Origin of the sequence: Streptomyces sp. JW3, from assembly GCF_052216785.1 — a bacterium.
In the GTDB taxonomy this organism is placed as follows: domain Bacteria; phylum Actinomycetota; class Actinomycetes; order Streptomycetales; family Streptomycetaceae; genus Streptomyces.
In genome coordinates this window covers 68,448-86,612 of record NZ_JBQOUX010000001.1, presented here as the reverse complement: position 1 = coordinate 86,612, position 18,165 = coordinate 68,448, and the positions used below count along the sequence as shown (strand labels likewise).

The following is an 18,165-nucleotide window of genomic DNA, read 5'->3' as shown; positions in this document are numbered from 1 at the left end:
TTATCACTCCGAAACATTCGTAGCTGCCGGTTCATCATGACCATGCATAGCCGTAGTTGCAGGAGCCTCGGACTTCCGGGACAGGAGTTCCATGACCACCGCGCCCTGGCGTGACCCCGCGCTGCCCGTCGCCGCCCGTGTCGACGACCTCCTGGCCCGGATGACCCTGGAGGAAAAGGTCGCCCAGCTGTACGGCGTGTGGGTGGGCGCCACGACCGACGGCGACGGCGTCGCCCCGCTCCAGCAGCAGATGAGCGACGACGACCACGACTGGGACGAGCTGATCACCCGGGGTCTGGGACAGCTCACCCGCCCCTTCGGCACCGCCCCCGTCGACCCGGCGGCCGGCGCCCGCGCGCTGGCCACCACCCAGCGGCGGATCGTCGCGGCCGGCCGCTTCGGCATCCCGGCGCTGGCCCACGAGGAGTGCCTGGCCGGCTTCACCGCCTGGCGGGCCACCGCCTACCCGGTGCCGCTGGCCTGGGGCGCGTCCTTCGACCCGGACCTGGTCGAGGAGATGGCCCGGCGCATCGGCCGCGACCTGCGCTCGGTCGGCGTGCACCAGGGCCTCGCGCCGGTCCTGGACGTCGTACGCGATCCGCGCTGGGGCCGGGTGGAGGAGACCATCGGCGAGGACCCGTACCTGGTCGGCACGGTCGGCGCCGCCTATGTGCGGGGGCTGGAGTCGGCCGGGATCGTCGCGACGCTCAAGCACTTCGCCGGGTACGCCTCCTCCGCCGGGGCGCGCAACCTGGCGCCGGTCCGGGCGGGCGTCCGCGAGTTCGCCGACGTCACCCTCCCCCCGTTCGAGATGGCCCTGCGCGAGGGCGGCGCCCGGTCGGTGATGGCGGCGTACACCGAGACCGACGGAGTGCCCGCCTCGGCCGACCCGGCACTGCTGACCGGCCTGCTGCGCGAGGAGTGGGGCTTCACCGGCACGGTGGTCGCCGACTACTTCGGCGTCGGCTTCCTCCAGACCCTGCACCGCGTCGCCGGGAACACCGCCGAGGCGGCCCACCTCGCCCTCGCGGCCGGCATCGACGTGGAACTGCCGACCGTCAAGTGCTACGGCACCCCGCTGCTGGAGGCGGTCCGGGCGGGCGAGGTACCCGAGGCGCTCATCGAGCGGTCGGCGCGGCGGGTGCTGCGCCAGAAGTGCGAACTGGGCCTGCTGGACGCGGACTGGACCCCCGACCCGCAGTCGGACCCCGACCGCACCGGCGACCTCGACTCCGCCGTCGCCCCCGACTCCATCCTCGCCCCCGACTCCGACTCCGACTCCGACGTCGCCCCCGACTCCGCCCTCGCCCCCAACCCCCCCGCCGCCCCCGACTCCACCCTCGACCCCGGCTCCCCCGCCGCCCCCAACTCCACCCTCGACCTCGACTCCCCCGCCAACCGGGCCGTCGCCCGTCGGCTGGCCGAGGAGTCGGTGGTGCTGCTGGACAACCCGGACGGCCTGCTGCCGCTGGTCCCCGACACCCGGCTCGCGGTGGTCGGCCCCCGGGCCGCCGACGCGCTGGCGATGCTCGGCTGCTACTCCTTCCCGTCGCACGTCCTGCCCAGCCACCCGGACGTGCCGTCCGGCATCGACATCCCGACCGTGCTGGACGCCCTGCGCGCCGAACTCCCGGACGCCAAGGTGACCTTCGCCGAGGGCTGCGACACCGCGGGACCGGACACCTCGGGGTTCGCCGAGGCCGTGGCCCGGACCGCCGAGGCGGACGTCTGCGTGGCCGTACTGGGCGACCGGGCGGGCCTGTTCGGCCGGGGCACCTCCGGCGAGGGCTGCGACGCGAGCGACCTGCGGCTGCCGGGCGTCCAGGGCGCGCTGCTGGACGCGCTGGTCGCCACCGGCGTCCCGGTCGTCCTCGTGCTGCTCACCGGCCGCCCGTACGCGCTGGGCCGCTGGCACGGCCGGCTGGGCGCGGTGGTCCAGGCGTTCTTCCCCGGCGAGGAGGGCGGCCCGGCGGTGGCGGGCGTGCTGTCCGGGCGGGTCACCCCGTCGGGCCGCCTCCCGGTGAGCGTGCCGCGGCTGCCCGGCGGCCAGCCGTGGACCTACCTCCAGCCCCCGCTGGGCCTGGCCGGCGAGGTCAGCAACCTGGACCCGACCCCGTTGTACCCGTTCGGACACGGCCGCTCGTACACGACGTTCCGGTGGGAGGACCCGGCGGCGCGCGATGCGGAGATCGACACGGCCGGGACGTACGACATCTCCGTCACCGTCCGCAACACCGGCGACCGCGCGGGCGCCGAGGTGGTGCAGCTCTACCTGCACGACCCGGTGGCGTCCGTGACCCGCCCCGACGTGCGCCTGATCGGCTACCGGCGCCTGGAACTGGCCCCGGGCGAGGCCCGCCGGGTGACGTTCCGCTTCCACGCCGACCTGTCCGCGTTCACCGACCGCACGGGCCGCCGCGTGGTCGAACCCGGCGCCCTGGAACTACGGCTGGCGGCCTCCAGCACCGACGTACGGCACACCGCGCGGCTGACGCTGAACGGGCCGGAGCGAGTGGTGGGGGCGGGGCGGCGGCTGCGCTGCGGGACGGAGGTGTCCTCGGTCCGGGAGACACCGGAGGCCACCGACGGGGCATCAGGCTGACGGGCGCCCGCTGCCGGGTGCGCCTGTGCACCGCGCCGCGTCCGGTACCGAGTGGACCCGGTTCCACGCCTCCGCCGCCGCCCGGCCACTGACGCTGAAGGACAGCACACGGGCGTTCTCCACCGGGTACTCGACCAGCCACAGGTCGTCCCCGGCCGTCACCCGGACGCCCGCCGCGAGATCGGGGATCTCCGCGGGCCTCTCCTGCCAGCTGCCCGCCGTCCGCTCCAGCCATCGCCAGCCACCGGCCGCGCCGGCCACCCTGGTCGGCACCGTCGTCGCCGCGGGCGGTACCGCGGTGATCCGGGCCGTCAGGGTGTCGACGGACCGGCCGCTGTCGGCCAGCAGGAACCGCCGGTTCGGTCCGGAGCGCAGGGTTTCCGCCAGATCGGCCGGCTGCGGGCCGATGAGCAGCCGCACGCTGCCGGTGTCAGCGGCTCCGGCCTCGAACGCCGCGTCCGGATCGTCGCCGAGTGCCCGGGCGGCCTCGCCCGCCCAGCGTTCGGCGTAGTGCTTCCAGCGATGCGCGGGCAGGCTGCCCTCGTCCCCCGGGAGGTCCTCCCACCAGCCCGCGCACAGCCGGGCCACCGAGGCCAGGCCGGCCGCGTCCGAGTACCGGACGGCGGGGAGGAAGCAGTCCTCGTCCGTCACGGGCTCGAACGGATCAACGCCTATGACGGCCACCGGTCCCCGTCCGGTCGTCACGAGCACCAGGCTGGTGGCGGTGGCCGCCGGTGCGCGGTTGAAGACCAGTTTGCCGCGGCCGGCCGTGCCCCGTGCCGCACCGATCAGCCGGTTGATCTCCCTGACCAGCTCCTCCGGCCCGGCGTCCGCGGCGGGTGTCGCCGGATCCCCGGTCGCCGCCGCGGCCGTCTCCGATCTCGTCGGCGGGAGGTCCTGCGCGCAGGACCACAACAGGTCGACGTGCACGCCTCGCTGCCGGAGGGCGGCCACCAGCGTGCCGGCCGCGGCGGCTTGCCGTGCGTCGAGGTGCGCCGCGACGATGAGGGCGTTGCCCGTGCACTCGTCGAGTGTCCGCTCGACCAGACGGCGCCCCTCGGTCCCGGTGAGCGCGAAGTCCTCGGGGCGGACGGACGTCTCGGCGAAGCAGATGTCACGGGGCTGGGCCGCGGCGGAAGCCGTCCCGCGCTGCTCGTTGGTGACTGCGGCGCCCTGCACGACCTCGTTCGGCTTCTCCTGGAAGCCCGTGTCGTCCACGAACTCGTCGTAGCGTTCGGCCACTTCCTCCAGGATCAGCGGTTTGAGGGTCCGCCACTGGTGTGGCAGCCCGGTGACCTCGACGGTCTCCGGGTCGACGAGAACAGGCAGGTAGTACAGGTCCGTGTTCAGCCGGGCGACCGAGTCGATCCAGCGGATCCACTCCTGCCGGGTGCGGGACCGGGGCAGCAGGTGCTCGGTCTCACCCCCGTTGATCTTCGTACGCTGCATCCGGGGGGTGAGCTGGTACTTCTTCCAGGAACGGGCGCCGCTGCCCCGCACGGCCTGCGGCCCGGTGACGAGCTGGAGGTCCGAGGAGCGGGCGAGTTGTCCGGTGAGCCGCTCGCGGACGATCTTCGCGTGTCTGGTGTGCACCCGCAGGTTGCTCGGTCTGCGTCCGTGCTCGATGGTCAGCCGGCCTTCCTCGGTGATGAGGTAGTGCACTTCACTGCCCTGCTGGACCATGGCCACCCACCCTTCCTGGATGAGGGTGACGAGCCCTTCGGTCAGCAGCCGGTCGTGGACCAGGAACACCTCCCGCAGCCCGCTGAAGGTGCACCCCGTGGACCCGTCGAATTCGTTGACCGCCCGGAGCAACAGCTCTTCCAGCTTGCTGTAGGGACGGCCGTGGGCCAGTTCGTACGTGACGCTGTACATGTTCAGCGGCAAGAGGACACGCAACAAAGGTGGTCTCCCGTTCCTGGTCACCGATCGGCTTCGGGCGGTGCTAGATGCGGCGGAAGCCGGTACGGAAATCCTCCAGATCCGCCTTGACACGTACGGCACGGCCGGACTCGAACCACTTCTCCAGCTGGTTGACGGCCAGCGCCCAGTGCCGGAGCGGGTCGTCCTGCGCCTTCTCCAGCGGCACATGGGCGACCTGGGCCCGGAAGAAGTCCCAGGACCCCACCAGCACCAGGAGCAGCTCGGCACGGGAGAGGAGCACGTTCATCCGTGACGGCTCCTTGAGGAAACCGAGTCCGTCGCCGGGCAGTTTCGTGTTGTTGCGCACCAGGCTGACCGCGATGATCTTCGATTGGTTGCCCTGGAAGGAGTCGACGGTGAAGAATCCGTCGGAGCGCCGCTGGGCCGGGTCGTAGGCGGAACGGCGCGGATCGGCCGCCAGCGCCAGCCCGGAGTCGGCCAGCTTCTTGCGCAGTTCGGGCGTGTCCAGCCGGTTCCGCAGATGACCGACTTGCTGCGCGTAGGGCGAGAGGACGGCGAGTTCCAGTTCCCGGCCGGGGGCCGTCTGAAGGGACCGCAGGAACCGTTCCAGGGCGTATGCCTCCGCCTCGTTGCGGTATTTGGGCATCGCGTCTTCCTGGAACGCCAGTTTGTCCGCGGCCGCCGGGAGATCGAGCCACACCACCGCTTTGCCACGGATCTCGGCCGGCGCGGTCAGGCCGTGCAGGATGTCCGGGAACGGCTCACCGGTCTTCTTGTCCCTGGTGTAGTGCTCCAGCCTGCCGTCGTAGTAGGTCTCCGAGACCAGCTCGCCGATGTCGGGGTGCATACGGTGCTGTCCGGTGAGCAGTCCGTCGTCGTGTTCGTGGTACGAGCACAGCCTGTGCAGTTGCTGAAAGAGCTTCAGCCATTCCTTGCAGTATTCCGCGAACTGAGTGCTCTGTTCGTCGGTCCGGGCCCGCCAGGAATTGAGCAGTTCCCGGTCCAGGAGCTTGCCGAGCCCTTCCATCCGCTCCAGCGCGCCGACGGTCTCGTCCATGGCCGCCACCGCGCTCTGATAGTCCTCGATGCGGTAAGGAGGCAGTTGCTTGGGGTCGCCGATGAGCAGCCAGCGGTGGCCGAGGGAGAGCGGCAGGGCCAGTTCGAAGCCATGCGCCTTGCCCGCCTCCTCGACGATGGCCCAGTCGTAGCTCACCTCTCCGGCGAGCGCCGCCAGGTCTCCGTCGGCGGCGGTGCTGTAGGTGACGCTCGCGCTGCGTTTGACGAGTTCCCGGAACTCCTTCGTGGACGAGGCGTCCCTGGTCCGCAGTTCCTTCAGCATCGTGCGGCAGGCGTCCAGCCAGTCCGTCTGGATGGTGGTCAGCCCCTGCCGCCGTTCGGCCACCTCCTCCAGGCGTCTGATCGTCCGGTCCAGGATCTCGCCCGTGACCTGGCGTTCGGACCCGGGTTCGTCCCTCGGCAGGTCCCCCGCCTGGTCGGTGTTGGTGCGCCGCAGCCTGATGGCGAGCGGTCTGCGGTCCTCGGGGACGTCCTTGAACGCCTCCTTCTCCACCTTCGAGCGCAGGACGTCGACCGCCGGGTGGGCCTGCGCGGTGATGAGGATCTGGGCGACCGGGTCCTCTTCGAGGATCTCCCGGAGCAGCCAGGCCACCATGTGGGTCTTGCCGGTGCCGGGCGGGCCCTGGAGTGCGTAGATGGGCCGGACGCCGAGGATCTTCTCGATCTGTCCGAGTTTGCTGGGGTCGACGATGTCCTCGGACAAGGGAAGTGGCAGCGTGACGGGCCCGCTGTCCATGATGACCTGGCCGGGTTCCGAGAGGCTTTCCAGCAGGTAGGTGTGTCTCGCGAGCCTGCCGATGGCCTCCTTGCGGCGTCTGATCAGATCGACCTGGCCCTTCAGTCCTTTCGTGCGCAGCACCCTCGTCTCGCCGAGCTGGGGCGGCACCGGAATCTCCGTCTCGGGGCGCAGTCTGGCGGTGCGTGCGCGCACGTCGACGTCGTCGACCCGCCATTCGGACTCCGTGACCGGCACCTGCCATCCGATGCTCTCCGACTCCGCCGAGCAGAGATGGATGAGATTGCTCCCCGGTTTGCCGCTGTGCCGCTCCCGGAGCAGGAACTCGGCCATGCCGCCGTCGAGTTGCAGCATGGACAGGGGTTCGTTGAGGCGCGGCAGTTCCTCCACCGTGACGGACTGGACCGTGTCGTTGGCGGCGAGCTGGACGTCGGTCACCCGGCAGCGGAACAACTCGGCGTCGCGGATCAGGATGTCGATCTGGTTGGTGAAGCGTACGAATTCGGCGAACCGCTCCTGGTCCTCACGGCGCTCGCGCGCCGTGTCGATCTTGGGGAGCAGTGACTCCCAGCTGGGGGCGGAGCTGAGCACGTTCGCCTGTTGCCGGTAGTTCCTGGTGTTGAAGAAACCGATACGGCCCGCGGGAATGTCCACCTGCCGCGAGGAGTCGGCGGTGAAGAAGTCCTTCGTACCCACGCAGAAGGCGTTCTGCCAGCTGTTGGACGCGCCCGTCAACGCTCTCGCCGGGCCGATGAGCAGGTGGATGGAGCGTCCGGACAGGATGTACTCGTCCCGGTTGCTGACCGGCGCCAGCGTCGCGCCTTCGGAGAAGTCGGTGTGCAGGAAGCTGAGGAGTGCGCTCGCGTGCTCGGTACGGCGCGGGTCGAAGGGGTCGGCCGCCCCCAGGTCGAGTTTCTCGCGCAGTCCCAGTTCCAAACAGGTGCGTTGCAGCCGGCGGTTGCCGGGGTCGATCACCACGAGGTGCCGCAGCGCGCCGTCGGCGCCCGCCGGCGGTTGCTGGAGCGCGTGCGTGATGTCCCGGATGGCGGACGCCACCTCCACACCGTGCTTGGGGCGTATCGCGGGCTCGTCCGCGATGAGCAACTGGATGAAGTCGAGCTCCTGTTCGGACAATTTGCGCTTGGCCTTGGCCAGGTGGTCGAGAACGAGCCCGTAGCGCTTGACGGGGTCCGTGGTGTCCCTGAGGTGCTCGATCGACAGCATGCAGCGGGCCACCAGCATGCCGAAGGCGAACCAGTCGGCGTCGGGCCCGAAGGCGGATCCGTCTCCCAGCGCCTCCGGCGCGGTCTCCCAGCCGCCCCGGGACGGCGAGGCGGAGGTGGGACGGCCTAGGCGCACGCTCCACTCGAAGCCGCCGAGCAGGCAGGACTCCGGCCCCTTGCCGGGGTCGAGGAAGACCGACTCCGGGGAGACGCTGCGGTGCACCACCTGCTGCTCGTGCAGCAACGTGAGTCCCTCGGCGATCCGGCTCAGCATCTGCCAGAGTTCCCTGCGCCCGGACGGCCTGCCGGACAGCCAGTCGTGCTCGCTCCGTTGCGCGAGCAGGGACGCCAGCGTGTGCAGGCCCCCGGTCTTGAACACCATGACGAAGCAGCGTTGCTCGCTGTCGATCCCCACGTCGTGAAGCTGGAGGAGAGAGCCCTCAGAGCCCGGGGTGCTGCGCACCTGGTAGAGCGTCCGCAGCTCCGCGTCCCACAGGGCGCGCTGCACGTCGTCGGGTTTGCTGTCGTAGAAGCGCCACGCCTTCAGCAGGTACGGCGGGACGTACTCCATCGTGTCCTGGGCCGCGTAGAGCTGCCCTTCGCCCGGCCCCGAGGGGACGCTTCCGGTGATTTCGTATCGGCCGTTGAGCAGAGAAATACCCAGTGCGAGAGCCACATGCCCCTCCACGGTCCGCACACAGTGGGTTATGACGGTAGAGGCTACCGATGCGTATTGTCGGACTCTTCGCCACTTTGGTTCCCCACGGCTACCCGTGGTAGTGCGAGCCCTCCCCCGACCGCCCGTCACCACAGGCGGCTCGCGGCTCCGTCCGTCAGTCCGTGCCCACCGACTCGAACCGCCACCGATGCACCGCCCGGGTGACCAGCTCGCCGTCCGGCTCCGGGAGTTCGGGCAGGTCGGCGGCGTACTCCGCGTCCCACCACGTGATGACGAGGACCCGGTCCTGGGGGGCCCGGAAGGTCTCCCGGCGCAGTGGCTCGCGGGGCAGTTCCCGGGTCCGGGCCCAGCTGAGGAGTTCCGCGCCCCGGCCGGGGACGGCGCGGGCCTCCCACATCACGGCGACGGTCATGAGTAGAGGTTCTCCTTGCCGGCACCGGCCTCGTGCACATGGCCGTGGTCGTGACGGTGGTCGTGGTCGTGGTCGTGGTCGTGGTCGTGGTCGTGGTCGTGCGAGTGGCCCGGGACGTGCGGGTCGGTGACCGGCAGGGACGAGTCCGCCGAGAGGTCCCAGTCGGAGGCGGACCGGCCCCGGGCCACCATCTCCGCGCCGAGCGCCGCCACCATCGCGCCGTTGTCCGTGCACAGCTTGGGGCGCGGGACGCGCAGCCGGATGCCGGCCGCCGCGCAGCGCTCCTGGGCCAGCGCCCGCAGCCGGGAGTTGGCGGCGACCCCGCCGCCGATCATCAGGTGGTCGACGCCCTCGTCCTTGCAGGCCCGTACCGCCTTGCGGGTCAGCACGTCGACGACCGCCTCCTGGAAGGAGGCCGACACATCGCGCACCGGCACCTCCTCCCCGGCCGCCCGCTTGGCCTCGATCCAGCGGGCCACGGACGTCTTCAGCCCCGAGAAGGAGAAGTCGTACGCCGGGTCGCGCGGCCCGGTCAGGCCGCGCGGGAACGCGATCGCGGCCGGGTCGCCCTCGCGGGCGTAGCGGTCGATGACCGGGCCGCCGGGGAAGCCGAGGTCCAGCACCCGGGCGATCTTGTCGAACGCCTCGCCGGCCGCGTCGTCGATGGTCGCGCCCAGCGGTCGTACGTCGGAGGTGATGTCGGAGGAGAGCAGCAGGGAGGAGTGGCCGCCGGAGACCAGCAGCGCCATGGTCGGCTCGGGCAGCGGGCCGTGTTCGAGCTGGTCGACGCAGATGTGGGAGGCGAGGTGGTTGACGCCGTAGAGCGGCTTGCCCAGCGCGTAGGCGTACGCCTTGGCCGCCGAGACGCCGACCAGCAGGGCGCCGGCCAGGCCCGGACCGGCGGTGACGGCGATGCCGTCCAGGTCCCGCGCGCTCACCCCGGCGTCCTTCAGCGCGCGCTGGATGGTGGGGACCATCGCCTCCAGATGGGCGCGGCTCGCGACCTCCGGGACGACGCCGCCGAAGCGGGCGTGCTCGTCGACGCTGGAGGCGACCGCGTCGGCCAGCAGGGTGGTGCCGCGCACGACACCGACGCCGGTCTCGTCGCAGGAGGTCTCGATCCCCAGCACCAGGGGTTCGTCAGCCATGGGTTTCAGTTCCTTGTACGGGGGTCGACGACGGATCGGGGGTGGCGGTCGCCGGATCGGAAGCCGACGGATCGGAGGTCGACGGCAGGGAGGTCGACGGATCGGTGAGGCGCATGACCAGGGCGTCCACGTTGCCCGGCTGGTAGTAGCCGCGCCGGACGCCGATGGCGGCGAAGCCGAAGCGCTCGTAGAGCTTCTGCGCCCGGATGTTGTCGACCCGGCACTCCAGCATGACCTCGGCGCACTCGAAGGCGGTGGCCGCGCGCAGCAGTTCGGTCAGCAGCCGGGAGCCGAGGCCGGTGCCCCACTGGTCGCGGGCGACGGCGATGGTCTGCACGTCGGCCTGGTCGCTGGAGGAGGCGACCAGACCGGCGTAGCCGACGATCCGGCCGTCGGCGGGCTCCTCGGCGACCAGGTAGCGGCGGGTCGCCGACGCGCCCCGGGCGTGCGCCAGTTCGGACCAGAACATGCCCCGGGACCAGGCGTCCTCCGGGAACAGCTCGCGTTCGAGCCGCAGCACCGGGTCGATGTCCCACCAGCGCATCTCGCGCAGCACGGCGGTCGAGGCCGCGGTCGCGCTCACGGGGCCGGTCACTTGGGGGTGACCACCTTGTAGTTCTTGGGCACCTGGGCGTCGGGGCGGCGCAGGTAGAGCGGCCGGGGCGCGGGCAGTTCCGCGCCCGCCGCCAGCTTCTCGGCGGCCAGTGCGGCGAGCGCGGCGGCGGAGACGTGCTCGGGTTCGTGGGCCTGCGGGAAGGTGTCCGGGTACAGCAGCGCGCCCGCGCCGACCGCCGGCAGCCCGGCGACCTGGTCCGCGATGTCGGCGGGGCGGTCGACGGCCGGGTCGGTGAGCCGGGTGCGGGAGTCGGCGTAGCGGGCCCAGTAGACCTCCTTGCGGCGGGCGTCGGTCGCCACCACGAAGGGACCTGCCAGGTCGGCGGCGTAGGCCAGGCCGTCCAGCGTGCACACACCGTGCACGGGCACGCCGAGCGCGAGGCCGAAGGTGTCCGCGGTCATCAGGCCGACGCGCAGTCCCGTGTACGGGCCCGGCCCGATCCCGGCGACGATGCCGGTGACCGCGTCGAGCCGCAGCCCGGCCCCGGCCAGCAACCGGTCGACGGCGGGCAGCAGCAGCTCACCGTGGCGGCGGGCGTCCACCTGGCTGGAGGAGGCGATGACGTCCGTGCCGTCGTGCAGCGCGACGGTGACGGCGGGAGTGGCGGTATCCAGAGCGAGCAAGAGCACACGAACAGCCTACGGCGGCCCGGACGGCCGTGTCGGCCGGTCCGGTCGGACGGTCACCGACTGCTACCGTCGCCTACGGTTCCAGTAACCCTTCGTCCCAGTAACCCTTGCCCCGTACGACGCCGAGGTGGTCACCCGTGCCCAGCAGCAGCTCCGCCATGGTCACCGGGCTCACCGCGGCGGCCCTGGTCACGATCGGGGTCCTCGGCTACCAGGCGGCGGCGACCGTCCCGGCCGAACTGGGCAAGCCGCGTGCGAGCGCCTCCCCGTCCCCCGGCCTCTCCAAGGCCCCGCGCGACAAGCGGCACCCCGACGCCCTGCCCGCCGGGTCCGGAACGGGTGAACGGGTGGTGTACTCGGTGGACGACGACCGGGTCTGGCTGGTCGGCGCGGGCGACCGGGTCCGGCGGACGTTCGGGGTCACGCCCAGCACGGTCGATCCGGCGCCGGGCACCTACGCGGTCACCTCCCGCTCCAACCGGATCACCGGCTCCGACGGCATCCCGGTCGAGCACGTGGTGCGCTTCACCAGCGTGGACGGGGTGGTGATCGGGTTCAGCGCGGCGGTGGACGACTCGGCGCCGGCGAAGGCCGCGCAGGGCGTGAAGACCGGCGGCATCCGGGAGTCGCGCGCGGACGGCGACGCGATGTGGGACTTCGCGACGATCGGGCAGAAGGTCGTGGTCATCCGCTGACGCCTGCGCGGCAGCCGAGGTCATGGCCGCCCGCTGACGACCTCGCGGCGGCCGAGGTCATGGCCGTCCACTGACGACCCCGCGACGACAGAAGGCCGTGGTCGTCTGCTGACCCGCCCGCGGCGGTCGTGGCTCAGGCCGCCTCGCGGTGCTCCGGGGCGGACCGCCGCGGCTCGGGTTCCGGCGCGGGCGGCGGGGTGGAGATCAGGTGCGCCGCGGCGCAGGACGCCAGCAGGTCACGCATGGGCACCCGCATGGGCACGGTGGGGGCCGGGGACGGCAGCGGCCTGCCCGGGGTCTGTGAAGCCGACATGGTCGCCTCCTGAAGCTCGGGGGCGGGCGTGGTTAGGCATGCCTAACCACGTACTGGATACCATGTGACCACGGGCAGGACGCGGAACGCAATATGTTGCCGACGGATTGTCGGGAAGCGAGCCGGCGAGTTGCCGCTCAGGCGGTCAGGACCGTCAGGTCGGCCGCCGTCCAGCGGGCGCCGATCCCGGTCAGTGTCACGTGCCGCACCTCGTCGGTGGTGTCGCCGACGGCGCGGTGGATGACGAGCTGGAGCCGGTCGTCGGTCAGCTCCTCGACCTTGCCCTCGCCCCACTCCACGACGATCACGGAGTCCGGCAGCGAGACGTCCAGGTCCAGGTCCTCCATCTCGTCCAGGCCGCCGGACAGCCGGTAGGCGTCGACGTGGACGAGCGGCGGACCGTCGCCGAGGGAGGGGTGCACGCGGGCGATGACGAACGTCGGGGAGGTGACGGCGCCGCGCACGCCGAGGCCCTCGCCGAGCCCCCGGGTCAGCGTCGTCTTGCCGGCGCCCAGCTCGCCGCTGAGCATCACCAGGTCGCCGGGGCGCAGCAGCTTGGCCAGCCGGCGGCCCAGCTCGCGCATCTGCTCGGGGGAGGTGACGGTGATCTCGACGCCGGGGGCGGTGGAGAGGGTGGCGGGCCGGTCGGGGCCACCGGGGGACGGCTCAGCCGGGCCGCCCGGACTGTCCGGGCCCTGCGGTGCTGCTGGTGCTTCCATAGCGACCCACGGTAGCCCCTGCGGGTACCGCGCCGACGCGGACGAGCAGGTCGGCGAGGCGGTCGGTGACCTGCTCAGGGTGCTCCAGCATCACCAGGTGCCCGGCGTCCGGTACGAGGACCAGTTCCGCGTCCGGCAGCTCGCCGGCGATGGCCTCGCTGTGCTCGCTGGGCGTCACCAGGTCCCGCACCCCGGCCAGCACCAGGACGGGTATCTCCCGGAAGTGGGCCAGGGCGGCGGTCTTGTCGTGGTCGTCGAAGGCCGGGTAGTACTCGGCGACGACGTCGATCGGCGTGGACTCGATCATGCGCTCGGCGAACCGGGCCACGGCCGGGTCGACGTCCCGCGCCGCGAAGGAGTACCGCTTGATGATCCCGGCGAACAGGTCCGCCGTCGCCCGGCGCCCCTTCTCCACCAGCTCGGCCCGCTGTCCCAGCAGCTTCAGCACGCCCGGCAGTATCCGCCGCACCGCGTTCACCCCGGCCACCGGGAGCCCGAAGTTGACCTCGCCCAGCCGTCCCGACGAGGTGCCGACCAGCGCGACGCCGACCACCCGCTCGCGGATCAGCTCGGGGAACGCGTCGGCCAGCGCCATCACCGTCATCCCGCCCATCGAGTGCCCGACCAGCACGATCGGCCCCTCGGGCACGGTGGCGTCGATGACCGCCTTCAGGTCGTGGCCCAGCTCCTCGATGGTGACCGCCGCGCCGTCCCGCACCTGGGAGACGCCCCGCCCGGAACGGCCGTGGCTGCGCTGGTCCCAGTAGACGGACCGGACGACGCCGCGCAGGGCGGCCCGCTGGAAGTGCCAGGAGTCCTGGCTGAGGCAGTAGCCGTGGCAGAAGACGACGGTCACGGGGGCGGGGGCCTTGCGGCCGAAGAGCCGCCGGCGACGCGGTGCGGTGCCGCCGCCGTCCGGCTCCACGTCGTCGATCTCGTAGTACAGCTCGGTGCCGTCGTCGGCGTACGCCTGGCCGGGCATGCCGCGCAGCGCGCCGTACGGGCCCGTCGAGTCCAGGGCGAGCCGGGCCTTGGCCCGCATGCCGCGGCCGACGGTGAGCCGCTCTATCGCGACACCGGCCGCCGCGCCCGCCGCGACGACGCCTATCGCGACGCCGGCTATCCCGGTCGTCCGGCGCCAGCCGCCGGCCGCGACCTCGGCGGCGGCCTCGGCGGCGGAGGCGACGGCCGCCGCGCTGCTCTCGCTCACGTACCGCTCCTTTTCGCCACCGGGTCAGTCGTCCCGCTCATGGAGATGGACACGGGGGACGCGGGAGCCGACGCGGGTGACGATCTCGTACCCGATGGTGCCGGCCGCCTGCGCCCAGTCCTCGGCGGTGGGCTCGCCCCGGTCGCCCGGCCCGAACAGCACCGCCTCCGCGCCGGCCGGTGGCCGGTCGCCGCCGAGGTCGACCACGAACTGGTCCATCGCGATCCGGCCCGCCACCGTACGCCACTTGCCGTCCACCAGGACCGGGCCGGTGGACGAGGCATGCCGCGGGATGCCGTCCGCGTAGCCGAGCGGGACGAGGCCGAGGGTGGTCTCGCCGGGGGTCGTGTAGTGGTGCCCGTAGCTGACGCCGTGGCCGCCGGGGACGTCCTTGACCAGCGCGAGGGAGGCGGACAGCGTCATCACCGGGCGCAGTCCGTGGTCGGCGGGGGTGCCGAGTTCGGGGCTGGGCGAGATGCCGTACAACGCGATTCCGGTGCGTACGAGGTCGAAGTGGGCCTCTGGGAGGGTGAGGGCGGCCGGGGAGTTGGCGATGTGCCGCACCTCGGGGCGCACGCCGCGCGCCTCGGCGTACGCCGTCATCTCCCGGAAGAGGGTGAGCTGAGCGGCGATGGAGGGATGGCCGGGCTCGTCGGCGCAGGCGAAGTGGGACCAGAGCCCGGTGATCCGGACCAGCCCCGCGCCCTCGGCGCGCAGCGCGGCACCGACCAGCTCGTGCCAGTCCGGGCCGGGCTGACAGCCGCCCCGCCCGAGCCCCGTGTCGGCCTTGAGCTGCACGCGGGCGGGCCGTCCGGCTCGGCGGGCGGCGTCCTCGACCTCCCGCAGCGCCCACATCCCGCTGACCCCGACGTCGATCCCGGCCTCGATCGCCTCCTGCCAGGGCCCGCCGGGCGTCCACAGCCAGCACATGATCCGGACCTCGTCCGGCAGCCCCGCGTCGGCGCGCAGCGCGAGGGCCTCCTCGGGGGTGGCGGTACCGAGCCAGGTGGCGCCGGCCGCGACCGCCGCCCGGGCGCACGGGATCGCCCCGTGGCCGTAGGCGTCGGCCTTCACCACGGCCATCAGCTCCGCGCCCGGCGCGAGCAGGCCGCGCAGGGTCCGCGCGTTGTGCCGCAAGGCGGCCAGATCGATCTCGGCCCGGGCCCGCAGGGCGGCGCCCCGGCGGGCAGTCGTCTCACTCATCGTGGGGCCAGTGTCTCAGAGGGGTCGGACAGGGCGGTGGCGCGAGTCGCGGGCCACGTATTGGCGCCACGCGGGCCGCACGGCTGCGGACACGCGACCGCACAGCTGCGGGCGCGCAAGCCGCGTAACTGCGGACGCGCGAGCCGCGTAACTGCGGGCAGTCGTGCCTCCCCCAGTGCCTGAACGGCCTGGGAGGTACCCCCAGGGCGGCACGGGTGGGCGATGGGGGGTCCCCCGCTCGAGCGCAGCCGAGAGTGGGGGAGGCACCCCGCCGCGCCGGGCTGCGCCACGCCCCCCGCCCCACACCATCGCCCGGTCACCTGCCAACTCCGTCACCCAGCACCCCGTACATCCCGCCACGCCGCCGGAATCGCCGCCGCCACATCAGACGCCCCCACCGGCGCCCCCCGCGCCGCGAACCTCCCCGCCAACCCATGCAGATACGCCCCCGCACTCCCCGCGTCCACCGCCGACAACCCCGCCGCCAGCAACGACCCCGCCAGCCCGGACAGCACATCCCCGCTCCCAGCCGTGGCCAGCCAGGACGTCCCCGTCCCATTGACCCGCACCGGCCCCTCACCCGGCCCCGCCACCAAGGTCGTCGACCCCTTCAACAGCACCGCCGCCCCGAACCGCCCCGCCAGCTCCCGCACCGCCTCCAGCCGAGCCCCCTCGACCTCCTCCCGGCTCACCCCCAGCAGCGCAGCCGCCTCCCCGGCATGCGGCGTCATCAGCGTCGGCGCCGTCCGCGCCCGTACCGCCCCGGCCTCCGCCAGCCGCAGCCCGTCCGCGTCGATCAGCACCGGCACGTCCGCCGCCACCACCTCCGCCACGGTCCCGGCGTCGTCCCCGGCCCCCGGTCCGACCACCCACGCCTGCACCCGCCCCGCCCGCTTCGGCCCCTGGTCGGACACGAGCGTCTCAGGGAACCGGGCGACCACCGCGTCCCCGGCCGGCCCCACGTACCGCACCGCCCCCGCCCCGCCCCGCAGCGCCCCCGACACCGCGAGCACCGCCGCCCCCGGGTACCGGGCCGACCCGGCGGCGATCCCCACCACTCCCCGCCGGTACTTGTCGCTCTCCGCCCCCGGCACCGGCAGCAGCCGCGCCACCTCCGCGTGCTGCAACGCCTCCAGCACCGGCACCTCGTCGTCCAGCTCCAGCCCGATGTCGACGAGCCGCACCGACCCCGCGTACTCCCGCGCCGGATCGATCAGCAGCCCCGGCTTGTGCGCCCCGAACGTCACCGTCAGATCCGCCCGGACGGCCGCGCCCCGCACCTCCCCGGTGTCCGCGTCCACCCCGCTCGGCAAGTCCACGGCGACCACGGCGGCCCGCGCCCGCTCCGCCGCCTCGGCCAGCGGCACCGCCGCCGCCCGCAGCCCGCCCTTGCCGCCGATCCCGACGATGCCGTCGACCACGAGATCGGCCCGCTCGATCAGCCGCACCCCGTCCGCCGCCGCCCCCACGCCGCCCCCCGCCCGGCGCAACGCCGCGAGCCCCCCGGCGTGCGCCCGCTCGGGCGCGAGCAGTACGGCCGTCACCCCCGCCCCCCGCCGGGCCAGCCGCGCCCCGGCGTACAGGGCGTCGCCGCCGTTGTCGCCACTGCCGACCAGCAGCACCACCCGGCTGCCGTACACCCGGCCGGGCGCCCGGCCGAGCAGTTCGGCGCAGGCCGCGGCGAGTCCGGCCGCCGCCCGTTGCATCAAGGCGCCTTCGGGCAGCCGCGCCATCGCCGCCCGCTCCGCCGTCCTTACCGTCTCCACGCTGTACGCAGTACGCATGCCGTGGAGTCTGCCCACTGCGCGCCCCCTCGTGTCAGGCGGCCGGGCCGTCTCCGGTGAACAGGTCAAGCAGCCCGTACGGCGAGTCGGCACCGAACATCAGCTCGTGCAGCCGCCCCGCCTCGACCGCCTCGGCGGCGCTGCGCGCGAACATCTCCTCCTCGGACGCGGCGAGCGCGCCCTCGGTGTCGCCGGGGTGCGCCGCGAGCAGCTCACCGAGCCGCGCACCGTCGTACATGGCCAGGTTGGCGCCCTCCCCGGACGGGATCATGAGGTGCGCGGCGTCCCCGAGCAGCGTCACCCCGGGCTTCCGCTCCCAGCGGTGCGCGCCCGGCAGCGTGTAGAGCGGCCGGTGCACCGGCGCGGTCTCACCGTCGGTGATCAGCGCGGTCAGCTCCGGCGCCCACCCCTCGAACTCCCCCGCGATCCGCGCGGCAGCCGCACCACCCGCACCGCCCCCACCGAAGCCGATGCCCTCGAACCACTCCAGCGGCTTGGCCAGCGCCACATACGTATGCAGCGTGTCCCCGCTCTCCCGGTGCGCCGTGATGCCCTTCCCCGGCGCCAGCGCGTACATCGCCCCGCCGCCCACCGCCTTCGCGGCGCCGGGGTGCCGCACCTCCGCTTCGTACAGATAGGTCTCGACGTACGACGTACCGGTGTACTCAGGCGTGGCACCGGACAGCAGCGGCCGCACCCGCGACCAGGCCCCGTCCGCGCCGACCAGCAGACCCGTGCCGACAGTGGAGCCGTCGGCGAACACCACCTCGGACCGGCCTCCGCCGAGCGCCGTCGCGCCGGTGACCTTGCGTCCCCACCGCACGGTGCCCTCCGGCAGCGAGTCGAGCAGCAGCCGCCGCAGCGCACCGCGCTGCACCTCGGGGCGTCCGCCGGTGCCGTCGTCGGGTTCGTCGAGCAGGACGGTCCCGTCCGGGGCGAGCGCCCGGGACGCCTGCCGGCCCTCCAGGACGAGCCCGCGGAACTCCTCGTGGAGTCCGGCGGCCCTGAGGGCGGGCTGCCCGTTGTTGTCGTGGATGTCGAGCATTCCGCCCTGCGCGCGGGCGGTCGGCGAGGCTTCCGCCTCGTAGACGGTGGCCGGGATGCCGTGGACGTGCAGGACGCGGGCGAGGGTCAGGCCCCCGAGTCCGGCGCCGATGATCGTGATGTCGGTGGTCATGGTCGTACCTCACAGTCTGGAATGCCGTTCCAACGCACACCCCACACTGGAACCCCGT

Annotated in this window: 14 protein-coding genes; 2 read left to right on the top strand and 12 right to left on the bottom strand. The window is 73.1% G+C overall.

Annotation, left to right across the window (positions count from 1 at the left end):
• Positions 1-91 precede the first annotated feature (91 nt).
• Positions 92-2,602: a glycoside hydrolase family 3 N-terminal domain-containing protein gene (locus ACTT8P_RS00485; RefSeq protein ID WP_442829438.1), complete on the top strand. Its 2,511-nt coding sequence runs from the start codon at positions 92-94 to the stop codon at positions 2,600-2,602.
• On the opposite strand, the gene ACTT8P_RS00480 is transcribed toward ACTT8P_RS00485, so the two are convergent.
• The 6 genes from ACTT8P_RS00480 to tsaB all read right to left on the bottom strand — a co-directional run bounded on the left by ACTT8P_RS00480 (position 2,594) and on the right by tsaB (position 11,006).
• The gene (locus ACTT8P_RS00480; protein ID WP_442829437.1) at positions 2,594-4,477 is read right to left on the bottom strand and encodes a hypothetical protein; all 1,884 of its coding nucleotides are present in this window, start codon (positions 4,475-4,477) and stop codon (positions 2,594-2,596) included. The two genes, ACTT8P_RS00485 and ACTT8P_RS00480, sit on opposite strands and share 9 nt — an antisense overlap.
• Positions 4,478-4,547: 70 nt before the next feature.
• Entirely contained in the window at positions 4,548-8,198 is a 3,651-nt protein-coding gene (locus tag ACTT8P_RS00475; RefSeq protein ID WP_442829436.1) for an AAA domain-containing protein, read from the bottom strand.
• Between the two features lie 157 nt (positions 8,199-8,355).
• The gene (locus ACTT8P_RS00470; protein ID WP_442829435.1) at positions 8,356-8,613 is read right to left on the bottom strand and encodes a hypothetical protein; all 258 of its coding nucleotides are present in this window, start codon (positions 8,611-8,613) and stop codon (positions 8,356-8,358) included.
• A complete protein-coding gene (gene tsaD, locus ACTT8P_RS00465) occupies positions 8,610-9,761 on the bottom strand; it encodes a tRNA (adenosine(37)-N6)-threonylcarbamoyltransferase complex transferase subunit TsaD (RefSeq protein WP_442829434.1) in 1,152 nt (383 codons plus the stop codon). Before tsaD ends, ACTT8P_RS00470 begins: the two co-directional genes overlap by 4 nt.
• Positions 9,754-10,305: a ribosomal protein S18-alanine N-acetyltransferase gene (gene rimI, locus ACTT8P_RS00460; protein ID WP_442829595.1), complete on the bottom strand. Its 552-nt coding sequence runs from the start codon at positions 10,303-10,305 to the stop codon at positions 9,754-9,756. The genes tsaD and rimI overlap by 8 nt, the downstream gene beginning before the upstream one ends.
• Before the next feature lie 47 nt (positions 10,306-10,352).
• Complete coding sequence (gene tsaB / locus ACTT8P_RS00455) at positions 10,353-11,006, bottom strand: tRNA (adenosine(37)-N6)-threonylcarbamoyltransferase complex dimerization subunit type 1 TsaB (protein ID WP_442829433.1); 654 nt, start codon at positions 11,004-11,006, stop codon at positions 10,353-10,355.
• Positions 11,007-11,164: 158 nt separating this feature from the next.
• Between tsaB and ACTT8P_RS00450 the strand changes: the two genes are divergently transcribed.
• On the top strand, positions 11,165-11,701 hold the full coding sequence (locus ACTT8P_RS00450) for a hypothetical protein (protein ID WP_442829594.1): 537 nt from the start codon (positions 11,165-11,167) through the stop codon (positions 11,699-11,701).
• Positions 11,702-11,834: 133 nt separating this feature from the next.
• Here the strand turns inward: ACTT8P_RS00450 and ACTT8P_RS00445 are convergent, their stop codons facing one another.
• The 6 genes from ACTT8P_RS00445 to ACTT8P_RS00420 all read right to left on the bottom strand — a co-directional run bounded on the left by ACTT8P_RS00445 (position 11,835) and on the right by ACTT8P_RS00420 (position 18,107).
• The gene (locus tag ACTT8P_RS00445; RefSeq protein WP_442829432.1) at positions 11,835-12,014 is read right to left on the bottom strand and encodes a hypothetical protein; all 180 of its coding nucleotides are present in this window, start codon (positions 12,012-12,014) and stop codon (positions 11,835-11,837) included.
• A gap of 137 nt (positions 12,015-12,151) precedes the next feature.
• Complete coding sequence (gene tsaE / locus ACTT8P_RS00440) at positions 12,152-12,733, bottom strand: tRNA (adenosine(37)-N6)-threonylcarbamoyltransferase complex ATPase subunit type 1 TsaE (RefSeq protein WP_442829431.1); 582 nt, start codon at positions 12,731-12,733, stop codon at positions 12,152-12,154.
• Positions 12,681-13,943 carry an alpha/beta fold hydrolase gene (locus tag ACTT8P_RS00435; RefSeq protein ID WP_442829430.1) on the bottom strand — a complete coding sequence of 421 codons (1,263 nt, stop codon included), beginning with the start codon at positions 13,941-13,943 and terminating at the stop codon, positions 12,681-12,683. The genes tsaE and ACTT8P_RS00435 overlap by 53 nt, the downstream gene beginning before the upstream one ends.
• 24 nt (positions 13,944-13,967) lie before the next feature.
• The gene (alr, locus tag ACTT8P_RS00430; protein WP_442829429.1) at positions 13,968-15,146 is read right to left on the bottom strand and encodes an alanine racemase; all 1,179 of its coding nucleotides are present in this window, start codon (positions 15,144-15,146) and stop codon (positions 13,968-13,970) included.
• Positions 15,147-15,478: 332 nt separating this feature from the next.
• Positions 15,479-16,930: an NAD(P)H-hydrate dehydratase gene (locus ACTT8P_RS00425; protein WP_442829428.1), complete on the bottom strand. Its 1,452-nt coding sequence runs from the start codon at positions 16,928-16,930 to the stop codon at positions 15,479-15,481.
• A 34-nt stretch (positions 16,931-16,964) separates the two neighbouring features.
• A complete protein-coding gene (locus ACTT8P_RS00420; RefSeq protein WP_442829427.1) occupies positions 16,965-18,107 on the bottom strand; it encodes an FAD-dependent oxidoreductase in 1,143 nt (380 codons plus the stop codon).
• Between the last annotated feature and the right edge of the window lie 58 nt (positions 18,108-18,165).